This is a genomic window from Pseudomonas sp. ML2-2023-6 (genome assembly GCF_037055265.1).
Taxonomy (GTDB): domain Bacteria; phylum Pseudomonadota; class Gammaproteobacteria; order Pseudomonadales; family Pseudomonadaceae; genus Aquipseudomonas; species Aquipseudomonas kulmbachensis.
In genome coordinates this window covers 1,673,040-1,688,553 of sequence record NZ_CP146347.1, presented here as the reverse complement: position 1 = coordinate 1,688,553, position 15,514 = coordinate 1,673,040, and the positions used below count along the sequence as shown (strand labels likewise).

Here is a 15,514-nt window from a genome sequence, read left to right as displayed (position 1 = left end):
ACTTATTGACCCAATTTCAGACGAGCAGTCTCGCCACTGGTGAAAGGAGCTATATCCACAGACTGACCGTTGTAGCTTACCTGCGCACCGCGGGCGTAACCCAGACGCAGAGTCAGTGGAGACTTGCCGCTCACTTCTAGATTTTCGCCTTTGCGTTTCAGGCCACCGAACAGCACTTTGCCCGTGGCGTCGGTTACCTGGGTCCAGCAGTCAGCGGTGTATTGCACATTGACCTTGCCTGCACCGGCGGCCGGCGCTGCAGCAGGCGTTGCCGGGGCAACAGCAGGTGCTACCGGTGCCGCAACAGCTGGCGCTGGCGCAGGTTGAGTCAGCGGGGGGGCGGCTGGCGTCAGAGGCGCCGCTGCCGGAGCGGATGGCAGTGCCAGCGCAGTTGTTGCAGATTGCTCAGGAGCACTTTCAGTTGCAACAGGCGCTTGCCCTTCAACTGCGGCCTCGGCCACAGCCTGATCTTCAGGCTCATCAATCGGGTGGATCCGGGTTGTACCGTCAGCCCCTTCAACTTCAACGTGTTCCGGAGCCAGGCCAACCAGGTCCTTGGCGCGCATGGACGTTTGATCCTGCCACCAGATAAAACCGCCACCGATCACGGCGATCAGCAACAACAGGCTGACGATGCGCAAAATGGTATGGGATACCCGCACCGGCTCTTCTATACGGCCCAGGCTGTGCACATTGCTGCCATTGGCATCTGTGCCGGTGTAAAGGTCAAATTCACGTACCAGGCTGGCCTGGTCCATGCCCAGCAATTTTGCATAAGCACGGATGTAGCCGCGAGCAAAGGTATGCCCCGGCAGCTTGTCGAACGCTCCGGTCTCAAGGTTGCTCAAGGAGCTGGCCGTGAGATTGAGTTTCAAGGCGACTTCAGCCAACGTCCATCCATTGTTTTCACGGGCCTGACGCAGAGTCTCACCGGGATTGACACGAGTCGCTGCTAGAACTTCGGGGTGCGCCGCTTTCATCATTGCTCCGACAGGTATTGCTGATATTCCGGCGTGCCGGGATAGAGTCGTTTTAGTTGCTGGCCAAAGTTGGCAGTTGGGGTGCGGTCGTCGAAAACACTCGCCAGTCGCGCACCGAGCAATAGACTACGTGCATTTTGCCCGCTAAGCAGGCTAAAACGATCGTAAAAGTCACGTGCAGATACATATTGTCTGTCTTGATATGACATCTCAGCCATTTCGAGCAGCGCGCGCGGTTGCCTCGGGTTCAGGCGCAGAGCTTTTTCGAGCTGCTGACGACCTGTCTCACGCTGCCCCAATTGAAGCGACGTCATACCCAGGTTCTCGTAGATTCGGGAACGCTCCGGGTAAAGGTTGTCTGCCGCCGCTTTTTGAAACTGGACCCGGGCTTCCTGATAGCGCTGCTGCGCAAACAGAAAGCTGCCGTAATTATTGAGGATGCGAGCATCGCCGGGGCGACCGTTCAACGCAGTACGGAATGCCTGCTCGGCCAGCTCAAACTCCATTTCGGACTGAAACACCAAGGCCAGTGCAGCGTTGGTGTCCGGGTCAGCCTTGTCGAGTTCAAGGGCTTTGCGCAATGGGATTTTGGCCTGTTCGGTCATCCCTTGCTGCAGATAACCCAACCCCAGCTGAACATAAGCCTCACGCGCTTCGCTACGTCCCTTGTCGCCGGTCATCGAGCTTGAATCGCCCGATGACACGCAGCCAGCCAACAAGCTGACCAAAACGACGGGGAGCGCGGCGCGCAAGATCATGGATGTCCTCTCTCAGGGTGCAGAGGCAGCGCTTTGCGCTGATTCGGCATCGGCGCTGAGCTCACGCGCCGCAATAAGGCGCGAACTGCGACGGGTGCGGTCATTGACCTGGCCGACCAGTTGCCCGCACGCCGCGTCGATATCTTCACCACGGGTGGTGCGAACGGTCACGTTATACCCGGCTTGCTGCAACAGCTCCTGGAAACGGCGAATGGCGTTGTTGCTTGGACGCTCATAGCCAGAATGCGGGAACGGGTTAAACGGGATCAGGTTGATCTTGCACGGAGTGTCCTTGAGCAACTCGATCATTTCGCGAGCGTGATCGACATGGTCGTTCACGTCCTTGAGCATGGTGTACTCAACGGTCAAAACACGCTTTTCGCCAAGGGTCGACATATAGCGACGGCAAGACTCGAGCAGCATCTGGAGCGGGTACTTCTTGTTGATCGGCACCAACTGACTGCGCAATTCGTCATTGGGTGCATGCAGCGACAACGCCAAAGAGACGTCGATGTGCTTGGCCAGCTCATCGATCATCGGCACCACGCCCGAGGTAGACAGGGTCACCCGGCGCTTGGAGATGCCATAGCCCAGGTCATCCATCATCAGATGCATGGCGGCAATAACGTTGTCGAAGTTCAGCAGCGGCTCACCCATACCCATCATCACCACGTTGGTGATGGCACGGTCGATGGTTGCCGGGACGCTACCAAAGGATTTGTTGGCAATCCACACCTGGCCAATAACTTCGGCGGCGGTGAGGTTGCTATTGAAGCCTTGCTTGCCGGTGGAGCAGAAACTGCAGTCCAGGGCACAGCCAGCCTGGGACGAAACGCACAAAGTGCCACGCTTGCCCGAGGGAATATAAACGGTCTCGACGCAGCTGCCGGACTCTACGCGGACCACCCACTTACGGGTGCCATCGGTAGAAATATCCTCGCTGACGACTTCAGGTCCACGAACCTCAGCAATAGCCTTGAGCTTGTCGCGCAAGGCCTTGCTGACGTTAGTCATGGCGTCGAAATCATCGACGCCAAAGTGGTGAATCCACTTCATGACCTGACCGGCACGGAAACGCTTCTCCCCGATTGAGTCGAAGAATTTCTCCATTTCCGGTTGAGTCAAACCCAACAGGTTGGTTTTGCCAGTCGTTGCAATCATGTCTTCACCCTCACTCACAAGCTAATACTTAGCGAGTGGTTACTTCAGTAGCTGCGAAAAAGTACGAGATTTCACGAGCAGCAGCTGCTTCAGAATCGGAACCGTGAACAGCGTTAGCGTCGATGGATTCAGCGAAGTCAGCACGGATAGTGCCAGCAGCTGCTTCTTTAGGGTTGGTAGCGCCCATCAGCTCACGGTTCAGAGCGATAGCGTTTTCGCCTTCCAGAACCTGAACAACAACTGGACCGGAGATCATGAAAGCAACCAGGTCGCCGAAGAAGCCACGAGCGCTGTGCTCAGCGTAGAAGCCTTCAGCTTCTGCTTTGGACAGTTGCTTCAGTTTGGAAGCTACAACCTTCAGGCCGGCTTTTTCAAAACGAGTGGTGATCTCGCCGATAACGTTTTTTGCAACAGCGTCAGGCTTGATGATGGAGAAAGTGCGTTGAACAGCCATGGTGTAACTCCAGAAACAGTGATTTAAGCGAAAAATTAAACCCGCGAATTATACGCGGGTTCTTGGGTATTTCATAATTACGTCGATTACAAGCTTAGTCGGCTTCTTCGATCCACAAACCCTGAATGGCTTCGAGAACCTTCTCTCCGCCGCGATCAGGGATATCGTCGAACTCAGGCAGCGCCATGACCAGATTGCGTAGCGTGACGAAATTCACCGAGAGCGGATCGACATCCGGGTGAGCTTCAGCCAGTTGTATGGCGATTTCCTGCACATCAACCCATTTAAGGCTCATGACAATTCCTTATAAGCAAATTCTGAGGCCACTCAAAACCTTGTAGCCGTTCAGCGTTATCAGTGCGGCGCTTCGGCAGCATGGTTGAGCGAGTACTTTGGAATCTCGACGGTAATGTCTTCAGTCCCAACGCGAGCCTGACAGCTCAGGCGCGAAGTCGCTTCCAGACCCCATGCCCGATCAAGATAGTCCTCTTCCAGCTCGTCAGCTTCGTTCAGCGAGTCAAAACCCTCGCGAATCACGCAGTGACACGTGGTGCAGGCGCAAACGCCACCGCAGGCACTTTCGATTTCGATGTGATTGTCGTGGGCCACTTCGAGAATGGTCTTGCCGGTCTCAGCCTCTACAACCATACCGTCCGGGCAATGCTCGGCGTGTGGCAGAAAAATGATCTGCGGCATCAGTTATTCCTCGATTTCATTCAGGTTGCGACCCGCAAGGGCGGCCTTGACGGTCAAGTCCATGCGACGGGCAGCAAAGGCATCAGTCACTTGCGACAGACGCTTGGTCTGCTGCTCGATGGCATAACCATCGGTGCCTTTCAACAATTCGGACAATTCCTGCATTTGCAGCTCAATGACCATGCGCTCTTCAGCGTCCAGCAAGCGTTCACCATCGACCTCAAGAGCCGCTTGCACGGCCTCGATCAGGCGCTGGGCATCCACCTGCTGCTCACGCAATACGCGGGCGACCTTGTCGTCACTGGCGTACTGGAACGAATCCTTGAGCATTTTGGCAATTTCGCCGTCGGTCAGACCGTAGGACGGCTTGACCTGGATATTGGCTTCAACGCCTGAACCCAGCTCGCGAGCCGACACACTCAGCAGGCCATCGGCATCCACCTGGAAGGTCACGCGAATTTTCGCGGCACCGGCCACCATCGGCGGGATACCGCGTAATTCAAAGCGTGCAAGGGAACGGCAATCACTGATCAGTTCGCGCTCACCTTGCAACACATGAATCATCATGGCCGTCTGGCCGTCTTTATAGGTAGTGAAGTCCTGAGCGCGAGCCACCGGGATCGTGGTGTTGCGCGGAATGACCTTTTCCATCAGCCCGCCCATGGTCTCAAGACCCAGCGACAACGGAATAACGTCAAGCAGCAGCAGTTCGCCACCATCACGCTTGTTGCCCGCCAAGGTATCGGCCTGGATCGCCGCGCCAATGGCGACCACTTGATCCGGGTCGATATCGGTCAGCGGCTGACGGCCGAACATCTGAGCTACAGCTTCGCGCACCCGAGGTACTCGGGTAGACCCACCAACCATCACCACTGCCTGGACTTCTTCCAGCTCAACGTTGGAATCGCGCACCGCACGACGGCAAGCCTTGAGGCTGCGCGCAATCATTGGCTCGATAAGGGCATCAAAGGCTTCACGGGTCAGCTCTGCATGCCAGTCGCCAAAGGCAACCGATACAGAAGACGAGTTCGTCAGAGCTTCTTTGGCCGCACAGGCAATTTGCAGCAGTTCGCGCTGAGTGCCCGGATCAAGATCAGCGGACAAGCCCGCCTGCTCGACAATCCAGCTGGCAATCGCATGGTCAAAGTCATCGCCACCCAACGCGGTATCGCCGCCGGTCGCCAGGACTTCAAACACACCACCGGTCAAACGCAGGATTGAGATATCGAACGTACCACCACCCAGGTCATAGATAGCGACCACGCCTTCGGCGTGCTGATCCAGACCATAGGCCACGGCAGCAGCCGTTGGCTCATTAAGCAGACGCAACACATTGAGCCCGGCAAGCCGAGCAGCATCCTTGGTAGCCTGACGCTGGGCATCATCGAAATAAGCCGGAACGGTAATCACCGCACCCACCAATTCGCCGCCCAAGGTCTTCTCGGCACGCTCGCGCAACACCTTCAGAATATCGGCCGACACCTCTACCGGGCTTTTAGGACCCTGCACGGTGTCAATAAACGGCATATGCGACTCACCGCCAACAAAGCGGTAAGGCAACTGCTCGCCCAATTGCTTGACGTCGGACAGACCACGACCCATCAAGCGCTTGACCGACAACACGGTATTGAAAGGATCACTGGAAGCCGCCAGACGAGCAGACTCACCCACCTCGATGCGATCGGCGTGATAACGCACCGCAGACGGCAAAATAACCTTGCCCTCAGCATCAGCCAGAGGCTCGGAAAGACCGCTGCGCAATGCAGCAACCAGCGAATTGGTAGTGCCCAAGTCAATCCCCACAGCCAGACGTCGCTGGTGCGGTTGAGGACTTTGGCCGGGTTCGGCGATCTGCAGTAGGGCCATCGTAATCAGGGCTTATCTGTAATCAGGCGTGCAACCAGGGCAGCACGGGGTTAATCGTCGAGGCGCTCTTCTAACTGGCGCACTTCGTAAGTGAGCTTGTCGAGGAACTGCATGCGCCGCATCAGGCGTTCGGCCTGTTCACGTTGCGCAGCATCATCCCAGCAAGCAGCGAAGCTGTCGTTCAATTGATCCTGAGCGACTTTAAGCCGACGCTTGAAGGCTGCAATACCTGCCATATCGGCGCTGTCCTGCAAATCTTCAAGTTCTTCGCGCCATTGCATCTGCTGCATCAGAAACTCGGGATCATGCACCGTCACTTCCAGCGGCATCTCACGCCCATTCATCGCAAGCAGGTAACGCGCGCGCTTGGGTGGGCTCTTGAGCGTCTGGTAGGCCTCATTGAGGTTGGCGGATTGCTCTAGCGCCAGCCGCTGCTCACGCTCGGAAGCATCAGCAAACCGGTCCGGATGAACACCACGCGCCAACTCACGGTAGCGCGTAGCCAACTGCTCGAGATCGAGCGAAAAGCCCGGCTGCAGTTCAAATAATGCGAAATGACAAGGAGTACCCACGAGTAGCCTCAGATATTGAAGCTTTCGCCGCAGCCACATTCACCGCGCACGTTGGGGTTGTTGAACTTGAAACCTTCGTTCAACCCTTCCTTAGCGAAATCGAGCTCGGTCCCGTCCAGATAGGTCAGGCTTTTAGGATCGATGATCACTTTTTCGCCATGACTTTCAAAGACTTGATCGTCGCTGCCAACCTCGTCAACAAACTCAAGCACATAGGCAAGACCGGAACAGCCCGTGGTGCGAACACCCAGACGAATCCCCTCACCTTTGCCGCGCCCATCAAGGGAACGACGAATATGCCGAGCCGCCGCTTCTGTCATGCTGATAGCCATCAGGACTCCTTACATATCGCCAGTATCTTCACCACGCTCATGCCGTTACCGGCACGGGGTCGAAGATCAGATCAAACCTTTCTTCTGCTTGTAATCGCGAACAGCCGCCTTGATGGCGTCTTCAGCGAGTACCGAGCAGTGAATTTTTACCGGTGGCAGAGCCAGTTCTTCGGCCAGCTGAGTGTTCTTGATGGTCTCTGCTTCATCCAGAGTCTTGCCTTTCATCCACTCGGTAGCCAGGGAGCTGGAAGCAATTGCCGAACCGCAACCATAGGTCTTGAACTTGGCATCTTCAATGATGCCCTGATCGTTGACCTTGATCTGCAAACGCATCACGTCGCCGCACGCCGGAGCGCCAACCATGCCGGTACCGACATCCGGGTCTTCCGCGTCCATCTTGCCGACGTTGCGCGGGTTCTCGTAGTGGTCAATGACCTTTTCGCTGTAAGCCATGGTACTAATCCTCACTCATCAGAGAGTCGCTCTCGAGACGCTGTAAAAGCTGCTGTTCGCTACGCTACAGCGTCTACTTACGGCGACTTAAATTGTTAGTGCGCCGCCCATTCGATTTTCGAGATGTCGATGCCGTCTTTGTACATGTCCCACAGCGGCGACAGAGCGCGCAACTTGGTGACAGCCTCGCAAACCTTCTGCGCGGCGTAATCGATTTCTTCTTCGGTAGTGAAGCGGCCGAACGTGAAACGAATCGAGCTGTGAGCCAATTCGTCATTGCGGCCCAGGGCACGCAACACGTAGGACGGTTCCAGAGAGGCCGAGGTGCAAGCCGAACCGGACGACACTGCCAAATCCTTGAGCGCCATGATCAGCGACTCGCCTTCAACGTAGTTGAAGCTCAGGTTCAGGTTGTGCGGAACGCGGGCAGTCATGCTGCCGTTAACGTACAGCTCTTCAAGATGTTCAACCTGCTTGAAGAAGCGATCGCTCAACGCTTTGATACGGATATTTTCCGCCGCCATCTCTTCTTTGGCAATCTGGAACGCTTCGCCCATACCCACGATCTGGTGGGTGGCCAAGGTGCCCGAACGCATGCCGCGCTCGTGACCGCCGCCGTGCATGGTGGCTTCGATACGCACGCGAGGCTTGCGGCTTACGTACAACGCGCCGATGCCTTTAGGGCCGTAGGTCTTGTGAGCCGAGAACGACATCATGTCGACCTTCAGCTTGGCCAGATCGATCTCAACCTTGCCAGTGGACTGTGCCGCATCAACATGGAACAACACGCCGCGCGAGCGAGTCAGCTCACCAATGGCAGCGATGTCGTTGATGGTGCCGATTTCGTTGTTCACATGCATGATCGAAACCAGAATGGTGTCGTCGCGCATGGCGGCCTCAACCATGGCTGGCGTTACCAGACCGTCGGTGCCCGGCTCGATGTAAGTCACTTCAAAGCCTTCGCGCTCCAGCTGACGCATGGTGTCGAGGACGGCCTTGTGTTCAATCTTGTCGGTGATCAGGTGCTTGCCCTTGGTGGCATAGAAATGCGCAGCACCCTTGATTGCCAGGTTGTTGGCCTCGGTAGCACCGGAGGTCCAGACAATTTCACGCGGGTCGGCATTAACCAGATCTGCAACCTGACGGCGACCATTCTCAACCGCTTCTTCAGCCTTCCAGCCAAACACGTGGGAACGCGAAGCCGGGTTACCGAAGTTCCCGTCAACCAACAGGCAATCGCTCATTTTTTGAGCAACACGCGGATCAACCGGGGTAGTGGCTGAGTAATCGAGGTAAATTGGCAATTTCATGGACTATCTCCTAAATCAGGCTGGCTGGCGCACCGTCGTTTTTATGCAATCAATCGACGGCGGACGCTTCGATCTTATCCAGGTGCGGCGCCTTGCCATTACAGCGGCGCAGATCCTGACGCTGGGCTACCTCTTGTACCTCACGGCGAGTGACAAGGTCAGCCAAGCTGATACCGCTGAGAAAATCGTGTATTTGCGAGCTGAGGTCGCACCACAAGTGGTGGGTCAGGCAAGTGTCGCCGGCATGGCAGTCGCCAAGGCCCTGGCAACGCGTTGCGTCGACCGACTCGTTCACGGCATCAATAACCTGAGCCACCTGGATGCCCTGCATGTCGCGCGACAGCTGATAGCCGCCACCCGGGCCACGCACACTGGAAACCAGGCTGCTGCGGCGCAATTTGGCAAACAGTTGCTCAAGGTAGGAAAGAGAGATGCCTTGGCGCTCGGAAATATCGGCCAGGGACACCGGCCCGTGCTGTGCGTGCAACGCCAAATCGAGCATTGCAGTTACGGCGTAACGGCCTTTTGTAGTCAGTCTCATGGACAGGTACCACGGAATTCGGAATGGAGACGAGTATGCTATTCCCGACTATTTAAGTCAACTATTAGACCTAGTACTTTAGTCGGGATTACCCGCAAAAGAGCGCGCGTATTGTAGCAGGGTCTGCGGCGTAATGGCACATGGAGCCACGCCAAACACTCGTCAAACCCTGTAGCCACTGCCGGAGGCTGCGACAAAGGCCACAGGACTTTCCTTCGACCTCAAAAGCACGACCGCTTCGCGCTCGATCGCAGCCTGCGGCAGCGGCTACAGCAGCTTCACACCGCCTTGCTTTCGTCCTTGTCCTTGACGCAGGCGAAGTCTTCTTCGCGCAGCTCAGGCAGATCTTTCGCACAGTAAGGGCTACCCAGATCCTTGAGCGCACCGCACATCCCATCAAGCTTGCCGTCGACCGCCTGCAAGTGATCCAGCAACTGACCAATGGCACGCGCCACCGGATCCGGCATGTCCTCACCGACGCCATAGGCATCAAAACCGATTTTCTCGGCCATCGCCTTGCGCTTGGCCTCGACCTCATCATCGCTTTTGACAATGATCCGCCCCGGAATGCCCACCACAGTCGCACCCGCCGGAACCGCCTTGGTCACCACCGCATTGGAACCAACCTTGGCCCCGGCACCCACCGTGAACGGCCCCAAGACCTTGGCGCCCGCCCCGACCACAACGCCATCTCCCAGCGTCGGGTGGCGCTTGCCCTTGTTCCAGCTTGTGCCGCCCAGCGTCACACCCTGATAGAGGGTTACGTCATCACCGATCTCGGCGGTCTCGCCGATCACAATACCCATACCGTGATCGATAAAGAATCGACGCCCCACCTTGGCCCCCGGATGAATTTCGATCCCGGTCAGCCAGCGTCCGAAGTTCGACACCAGACGTGCCAGCCACTTCCAGCCAGCCTGCCACAGCAGCCTCGACAAGCGGTGAATCCAGATCGCATGCATCCCCGGATAGCACGTCAACACCTCGAAAGCGTTGCGCGCTGCAGGATCACGATGAAACACACTTTGGATATCTTCACGCAGACGCTCGAACATCTTTAATCCTTGCGCTTGAGCAGCTCGCCACGGGCTGCTTTTTGGGTTTCGGTGAGAATGCCACGCAAAATGTTCATTTCTGCCCGACTAACGGAGCTACGCCCGTACAGTCGACGCAAGCGCGCCATCAGGTGACGCGGCTTTTCCGGATCAAGGAACTCAATAGCTACCAGCGTTTGCTCCAGATGCTCGTAAAAGCGCTCCAGCTCATCCATGGTTGCCAACTCGCCACTTTTAGTGGACGCCACCTCATCCTTCTCGACCTTGCTCGGCTGCCCCTGAGCCGCCAGCCAAGACATGCGGATTTCGTAGCTCAAGACTTGCACGGCCGCGCCCAGATTCAGCGAGCTGAACTCAGGATCCGACGGGATATGCACATGAAAGTGACAGCGCTGCAACTCGTCATTGGTCAGGCCGGAGTCTTCACGACCAAACACCAACGCAATTTCAGCACCTTGCGCCGCCTCCTCAACCACTTTTTGCCCGCACTCGCGAGGATCCAGCAGTGGCCAGGGGATACGACGATCTCGAGCACTGGTGCCCAGCACCAGATTACAACCAACCAGGGCATCTTCGAGGGTCGCAACGACTTGTGCATTCTCAAGAATGTCACCCGCCCCCGACGCCCGCGCATCAGCCTCATGGTGCGGAAACACTCTTGGCTCCACCAGCACCAGCCGCGTCAATCCCATGTTTTTCATGGCACGCGCAGCACCGCCGATGTTCCCGGGATGGCTGGTATTGACCAGAACGACACGAATATTAGGCAGCAAAGGAAGCGCTCACAGACCAGCAAAAGGGTGCAAATCTTACCTAAGCAAAACGCCATAAGCTACGAAAGCTAACGCAAACCTTCATCTACCAAAGTTTTCTGATAGAATATTCGGCTTTCTTTAACAACCTTAGGTGAAACGTCCATGCAGCCCATGCTGAATATCGCGCTGCGCGCCGCCCGCAGCGCCAGTGAATTGATTTTCCGCTCCATCGAGCGCCTGGATACCATCAAGGTTGACGAAAAAGACGCCAAGGATTACGTCTCTGAAGTCGATCGTGCTGCTGAACAGAAAATCATCGACGCCCTGCGCAAGGCCTACCCGACGCACGGCATCCTCGGTGAAGAAACCGGCATGCACCCAGGCAGCGGTGAAGGTGAAGACTACCTGTGGATCATCGACCCACTGGATGGCACCACCAACTTCCTGCGCGGCGTTCCACACTTCGCCGTCAGCATCGCTTGTAAATACCGTGGCCGCCTTGAGCACGCAGTGGTTCTCGACCCGGTTCGCCAGGAAGAGTTCACCGCCAGCCGTGGCCGTGGCGCCCAACTGAACGGTCGTCGTCTGCGCGTAAGCGGCCGCACCAGCCTCGAAGGCGCCCTGCTGGGCACTGGCTTCCCGTTCCGCGACAACCAGATGGACAACCTGGACAACTACCTGGGCATGTTCCGCAGCCTGGTTGGCCAGACTGCCGGTATCCGCCGCGCAGGCGCTGCCAGCCTGGACCTGGCTTACGTTGCTGCCGGGCGTTTTGATGCATTCTGGGAGTCGGGCCTGTCCGAGTGGGACATGGCTGCAGGCGCACTGCTGATCCAAGAAGCCGGCGGCCTGGTCAGTGACTTCACCGGTAGCCACGACTTCCTTGAAAAAGGTCACATCGTTGCCGGCAACACCAAGTGCTTCAAAGCTGTTCTGACCGCAATCCAGCCACACCTGCCGGCCTCGCTGAAACGCTAAGCGAAATTCGGACATAAAAAAAGCACCCTTCGGGGTGCTTTTTTTTGGCCAGTATTTACTCTCAACATCACCAGCAAGCCCACCCCCACAAAAAAGGCAGACTGCGGCTTAATTCAGAATCAGCTGACCCTGCTTGTCCACGGCAATTTCCTTGCCTGGCTCGTGATCCATCCGCACCTTGCCTTCCTTGCCATTAAGCGAATAACGCACGTCGTAGCCGACGACCTTGCTGCTGATGTCGTTGACCGTATTACAGCGCGTCTGGGTCGTAGTGTAGGTATCACGCTCCTGCATGCCTTCCTGCACCTTGTTCCCCGCATAACCACCGCCGACCGCACCGGCTACCGTGGCAATTTTCTTGCCGGTACCGCCACCAATCTGATTACCCAGCAAACCGCCCGCCACCGCACCGATCACGCTACCAACGATCTGATGCTGATCCTTGACCGGCGCCTGACGTGTCACAGCCACATCCTTGCACACCTCACGCGGTGTCTTGATCTGCTGGTTGACCGGCACCACAGCCAGAACCTGCGCAGCATCAGGAGCTTTTACCAAGCTGTAGGTCGCGAAAGCACCTCCGGCAGTCACACCGACAGCACCCAATACAGCACCCACCAGCAAAGACTTGTTCACGTGAACCTCCAGACCATCACAAGTGGGAACAGTCCCACGCTACTCCCAGCCTTGGAGCACAAAAAAAGGCGCGAGTTCAATACTCGCGCCTTTTTGGTACAACCTTGTCGATAACTACCCGTTACGGACGGTCATCAATCTCTTTTTCACTCGCCACAGGCGGGATCAGATCCTCGGCACTGAGGTTCAACCAGATCAGCACCACGTTGGCGATGTAGATCGACGAGTAAGTACCCGCCAATACACCCACAAACAGTGCAATCGAGAAGCCCCACAAGTTATCGCCACCGAAGATCAGCAGCGCAGCAATTGCCAGCAAGGTGGAGATCGAAGTCGCCATGGTGCGCAGCAGGGTTTGCGTAGTCGAGATGTTGATGTTCTCGACCAGAGTGGCCTTGCGCAGCACGCGGAAGTTCTCCCGCACCCGGTCAAACACCACAATGGTGTCGTTGAGCGAGTAACCGATGATTGCCAGCACCGCCGCCAACACCGTCAGGTCGAAGGTAATCTGGAACCAGGACAGGATGCCCATGGTCACGATCACGTCGTGAACCAGAGACACGATCGCGCCGACCGCGAACTTCCACTGAAAGCGGAAGGCCAGGTACAGCATGATGCCGCCCAGCGCCATCAGCATGCCAAGGCCGCCCTGGTCGCGCAGCTCTTCACCTACCTGCGGACCAACGAACTCGACGCGCTTGATGACTGCCGGGTTGGCCGTGTCTGCCTGACCCAGCGCAGCCGCTACCTTGTTACCCAGCAACGGGTCGTCACCAGGCATACGCACCAGCAAGTCAGTTGTCGCACCAAAGCTCTGCACCACAGCATCGTGGAAACCGGCCGAAGCCAGCTCGGTACGCACCTTGGTCAAATCAGCCGGCTTCTCGTAGGTCAGCTCGATGAGCGTACCGCCGGTGAAGTCCAGGCCGTAGTTCATGCCCTTGTGGAACATGCTGAACAAGGCCAGCACGGTAAGCAGTACAGTGGCGCCGAACGCAATGTTGCGAACGCCCATGAAGTTGATTGTACGTAACATGGCAGCCCCTTAAATCCACAACTTCTTGAAGTCCCGACCGCCATACACCAGGTTAACCAGTGCGCGGGTGACCATAATGGCCGTGAACATCGAGGTAAAGATCCCCAGAGACATGGTCACTGCAAAGCCTTTAACCGGCCCAGTACCCATGGCGAAGAGGATCCCGCCGACCAGCAGAGTTGTCAGGTTGGAGTCGACAATCGCTGTAAAGGCACGACTGAAGCCTTCGTTGATAGCCCGCTGCACTGTCATGCCATTGGCAATTTCTTCACGTATCCGCGAGAAGATCAGTACGTTGGCATCGACCGCCATACCCATCGTCAACACGATACCGGCAATACCCGGAAGCGTCAGGGTTGCACCCAGCACCGACATCAGAGCCAGCAGCAAGACCATGTTGCCCGCCAGCGCCACCGTCGCGATCACACCGAAGAAGCGGTAGATGGCGATGATGAAGATCGACACAAACAACATGCCCCACAGCGATGCATCAATACCCTTGGTAATGTTGTCAGCACCCAGGCTCGGACCAATAGTGCGCTCTTCAGCGAAGTACATTGGCGCCGCCAGACCACCGGCACGCAACAGCAGAGCCAGCTCCGAAGCTTCACCCTGGCCATTCAGACCGGTAATCCGGAACTGACTGCCCAGCGGCGACTGAATGGTCGCCAGGCTGATGATTTTTTTCTCTTCCTTGAACGACTGAACCGGTACGTCCTTCTCAACACCATCAACCACTTTCTTGACGTAAGTCGTCACCGGCTTCTGCTCGATGAAGATTACCGCCATGCTGCGGCCAACGTTGCTACGAGTGGAACGGCTCATCAGCTCGCCACCATGACCATCAAGCTTGATGTTCACCTGTGGCCGGCCGTGCTCGTCAAAACCTGCCTGGGCGTCGGTTACCTGGTCACCCGTGATGATCAGGCCACGCTCGATCTGAGCCGTAGGACGGTTGCCTTCACGGAACTCGAAGGTTTCGGAAGTGGCTTTGGAAGCGCCCGGCTCAGCAGCCAGACGGAACTCAAGGTTGGCCGTCTTGCCCAGGATACGCTTGGCTTCGGCGGTGTCTTGTACGCCTGGCAGCTCAACCACGATGCGGTTGGCACCCTGACGCTGAACCAAAGGCTCGGCAACACCCAACTCGTTGACCCGGTTACGGACGGTTGTCAGGTTTTGCTTGATGGAATATTCACGGATTTCCGCCAGCTTGGCCGGGGTCATCGCCAGACGTAGAACCGGCTGACCGTTCAGGTCTGCAGCGGTAATGTCGAAGTCATTGAAGCTCTTGCGGATCAGGCCACGCGCTTGCTCACGAGTTGCTTCATCAGTAAAGCCCAACTGAATGGCACCGTTGAGTTGCGGCAGGCTGCGATAACGCACTTTCTCTTTACGCAGCAGGCTTTTGACATCGCCTTCGTACACTTTCATACGTGCATCGACAGCTTTGTCCATGTCCACTTCCAGCAGGAAGTGCACACCACCCGACAAGTCCAGACCCAGTTTCATTGGGTGAGCACCCAGACTACGCAACCATTGAGGCGTGGTCTGTGCCAGGTTGAGCGCTACGACATAGTCGTCGCCCAGGGCCTTGCGTACGACATCCTTTGCCGGCAGCTGGTCGTCTTTCTTGACCAGACGCAGCAAACCACCTTTGCCATTCTGGGCCAGGGAAGCGCCCTTCACAGCAATGCCTGCATCCGTCAGCGCCTTGCTTGCGCGATCCAGATCAGCTTGAGTGACCTGCAGGGCCGTGCTCGCACCCGACACTTGGATAGCCGGATCATCAGGGTACAGATTGGGAGCGGAATAAATAAAACCGATCGCCAGCACTGCCAGGATCAGTATGTATTTCCACAGAGGGTATTTGTTCAGCATCAATCACGCCGCCCGCTTAAAACGCGGGGCGCCTTGCGCGCCCCGTCGATTGT

Annotated in this window: 18 protein-coding genes; 1 reads left to right on the top strand and 17 read right to left on the bottom strand. The window is 56.8% G+C overall.

Features of this window, described 5'->3' with window-relative positions; all coding sequences use genetic code 11:
* Positions 1-2 precede the first annotated feature (2 nt).
* The 14 genes from V6L79_RS07860 to trmJ all read right to left on the bottom strand — a co-directional run bounded on the left by V6L79_RS07860 (position 3) and on the right by trmJ (position 10,951).
* The gene (locus V6L79_RS07860) at positions 3-980 is read right to left on the bottom strand and encodes a RodZ family helix-turn-helix domain-containing protein (protein ID WP_338580050.1); all 978 of its coding nucleotides are present in this window, start codon (positions 978-980) and stop codon (positions 3-5) included.
* On the bottom strand, positions 980-1,738 hold the full coding sequence (gene pilW, locus V6L79_RS07855; protein WP_321835869.1) for a type IV pilus biogenesis/stability protein PilW: 759 nt from the start codon (positions 1,736-1,738) through the stop codon (positions 980-982). The genes V6L79_RS07860 and pilW overlap by 1 nt, the downstream gene beginning before the upstream one ends.
* Positions 1,739-1,750: 12 nt before the next feature.
* Positions 1,751-2,899: a 23S rRNA (adenine(2503)-C(2))-methyltransferase RlmN gene (rlmN, locus tag V6L79_RS07850; RefSeq protein ID WP_261741059.1), complete on the bottom strand. Its 1,149-nt coding sequence runs from the start codon at positions 2,897-2,899 to the stop codon at positions 1,751-1,753.
* Between the two features lie 28 nt (positions 2,900-2,927).
* Entirely contained in the window at positions 2,928-3,353 is a 426-nt protein-coding gene (ndk, locus tag V6L79_RS07845; protein ID WP_003443361.1) for a nucleoside-diphosphate kinase, read from the bottom strand.
* 94 nt (positions 3,354-3,447) lie between these two features.
* Positions 3,448-3,648, bottom strand: a complete 201-nt coding sequence (iscX, locus tag V6L79_RS07840; RefSeq protein WP_016779607.1) for a Fe-S cluster assembly protein IscX — start codon at positions 3,646-3,648, stop codon at positions 3,448-3,450.
* A gap of 59 nt (positions 3,649-3,707) precedes the next feature.
* Complete coding sequence (gene fdx / locus V6L79_RS07835; protein WP_003443365.1) at positions 3,708-4,049, bottom strand: ISC system 2Fe-2S type ferredoxin; 342 nt, start codon at positions 4,047-4,049, stop codon at positions 3,708-3,710.
* A 3-nt stretch (positions 4,050-4,052) separates the two neighbouring features.
* A complete protein-coding gene (gene hscA, locus V6L79_RS07830; protein ID WP_261741058.1) occupies positions 4,053-5,915 on the bottom strand; it encodes a Fe-S protein assembly chaperone HscA in 1,863 nt (620 codons plus the stop codon).
* A 50-nt stretch (positions 5,916-5,965) separates the two neighbouring features.
* On the bottom strand, positions 5,966-6,487 hold the full coding sequence (gene hscB, locus V6L79_RS07825; RefSeq protein WP_261742377.1) for a co-chaperone HscB: 522 nt from the start codon (positions 6,485-6,487) through the stop codon (positions 5,966-5,968).
* Positions 6,488-6,495: 8 nt separating this feature from the next.
* Complete coding sequence (gene iscA, locus V6L79_RS07820; protein ID WP_048359112.1) at positions 6,496-6,819, bottom strand: iron-sulfur cluster assembly protein IscA; 324 nt, start codon at positions 6,817-6,819, stop codon at positions 6,496-6,498.
* 66 nt (positions 6,820-6,885) lie between these two features.
* Complete coding sequence (gene iscU, locus V6L79_RS07815) at positions 6,886-7,272, bottom strand: Fe-S cluster assembly scaffold IscU (RefSeq protein ID WP_261741057.1); 387 nt, start codon at positions 7,270-7,272, stop codon at positions 6,886-6,888.
* A gap of 95 nt (positions 7,273-7,367) precedes the next feature.
* Entirely contained in the window at positions 7,368-8,582 is a 1,215-nt protein-coding gene (locus tag V6L79_RS07810) for an IscS subfamily cysteine desulfurase (RefSeq protein ID WP_261741056.1), read from the bottom strand.
* A 49-nt stretch (positions 8,583-8,631) separates the two neighbouring features.
* Positions 8,632-9,123: a Fe-S cluster assembly transcriptional regulator IscR gene (gene iscR, locus V6L79_RS07805; protein ID WP_261741055.1), complete on the bottom strand. Its 492-nt coding sequence runs from the start codon at positions 9,121-9,123 to the stop codon at positions 8,632-8,634.
* Positions 9,124-9,401: 278 nt separating this feature from the next.
* Positions 9,402-10,178 carry a serine O-acetyltransferase gene (cysE, locus tag V6L79_RS07800; RefSeq protein ID WP_261741054.1) on the bottom strand — a complete coding sequence of 259 codons (777 nt, stop codon included), beginning with the start codon at positions 10,176-10,178 and terminating at the stop codon, positions 9,402-9,404.
* Positions 10,179-10,180: 2 nt separating this feature from the next.
* Positions 10,181-10,951, bottom strand: coding sequence for a tRNA (cytosine(32)/uridine(32)-2'-O)-methyltransferase TrmJ (gene trmJ, locus V6L79_RS07795; protein WP_261741053.1), 771 nt, complete (start codon positions 10,949-10,951; stop codon positions 10,181-10,183).
* A gap of 144 nt (positions 10,952-11,095) precedes the next feature.
* Here trmJ and suhB point away from each other — a divergent pair, with 144 nt between their 5' ends.
* Positions 11,096-11,911, top strand: a complete 816-nt coding sequence (gene suhB, locus V6L79_RS07790) for an inositol-phosphate phosphatase (RefSeq protein WP_026013996.1) — start codon at positions 11,096-11,098, stop codon at positions 11,909-11,911.
* 108 nt (positions 11,912-12,019) lie between these two features.
* Here the strand turns inward: suhB and V6L79_RS07785 are convergent, their stop codons facing one another.
* The 3 genes from V6L79_RS07785 to secD form a co-directional block, all read right to left on the bottom strand.
* Positions 12,020-12,547 carry a glycine zipper 2TM domain-containing protein gene (locus V6L79_RS07785; protein ID WP_261741052.1) on the bottom strand — a complete coding sequence of 176 codons (528 nt, stop codon included), beginning with the start codon at positions 12,545-12,547 and terminating at the stop codon, positions 12,020-12,022.
* Positions 12,548-12,668: 121 nt separating this feature from the next.
* Positions 12,669-13,583, bottom strand: coding sequence for a protein translocase subunit SecF (gene secF / locus V6L79_RS07780; protein ID WP_261741051.1), 915 nt, complete (start codon positions 13,581-13,583; stop codon positions 12,669-12,671).
* Positions 13,584-13,592: 9 nt separating this feature from the next.
* The gene (gene secD / locus V6L79_RS07775; RefSeq protein WP_261741050.1) at positions 13,593-15,461 is read right to left on the bottom strand and encodes a protein translocase subunit SecD; all 1,869 of its coding nucleotides are present in this window, start codon (positions 15,459-15,461) and stop codon (positions 13,593-13,595) included.
* Positions 15,462-15,514: the final 53 nt, after the last annotated feature.

Bases quoted from the DNA above. Each gene is read 5' to 3' on its own strand.
- V6L79_RS07860 (WP_338580050.1), bottom strand. From the start codon at position 980: ATGAAAGCGGCGCACCCCGAAGTTCTAGCAGCGACTCGTGTCAATCCC.
- pilW (WP_321835869.1), bottom strand. From the start codon at position 1,738: ATGATCTTGCGCGCCGCGCTCCCCGTCGTTTTGGTCAGCTTGTTGGCT.
- rlmN (WP_261741059.1), bottom strand. From the start codon at position 2,899: ATGATTGCAACGACTGGCAAAACCAACCTGTTGGGTTTGACTCAACCG.
- ndk (WP_003443361.1), bottom strand. From the start codon at position 3,353: ATGGCTGTTCAACGCACTTTCTCCATCATCAAGCCTGACGCTGTTGCA.
- iscX (WP_016779607.1), bottom strand. From the start codon at position 3,648: ATGAGCCTTAAATGGGTTGATGTGCAGGAAATCGCCATACAACTGGCT.
- fdx (WP_003443365.1), bottom strand. From the start codon at position 4,049: ATGCCGCAGATCATTTTTCTGCCACACGCCGAGCATTGCCCGGACGGT.
- hscA (WP_261741058.1), bottom strand. From the start codon at position 5,915: ATGGCCCTACTGCAGATCGCCGAACCCGGCCAAAGTCCTCAACCGCAC.
- iscA (WP_048359112.1), bottom strand. From the start codon at position 6,819: ATGGCTATCAGCATGACAGAAGCGGCGGCTCGGCATATTCGTCGTTCC.
- iscU (WP_261741057.1), bottom strand. From the start codon at position 7,272: ATGGCTTACAGCGAAAAGGTCATTGACCACTACGAGAACCCGCGCAAC.
- V6L79_RS07810 (WP_261741056.1), bottom strand. From the start codon at position 8,582: ATGAAATTGCCAATTTACCTCGATTACTCAGCCACTACCCCGGTTGAT.
- iscR (WP_261741055.1), bottom strand. From the start codon at position 9,123: ATGAGACTGACTACAAAAGGCCGTTACGCCGTAACTGCAATGCTCGAT.
- cysE (WP_261741054.1), bottom strand. From the start codon at position 10,178: ATGTTCGAGCGTCTGCGTGAAGATATCCAAAGTGTGTTTCATCGTGAT.
- suhB (WP_026013996.1), top strand. From the start codon at position 11,096: ATGCAGCCCATGCTGAATATCGCGCTGCGCGCCGCCCGCAGCGCCAGT.
- secF (WP_261741051.1), bottom strand. From the start codon at position 13,583: ATGTTACGTACAATCAACTTCATGGGCGTTCGCAACATTGCGTTCGGC.
- secD (WP_261741050.1), bottom strand. From the start codon at position 15,461: ATGCTGAACAAATACCCTCTGTGGAAATACATACTGATCCTGGCAGTG.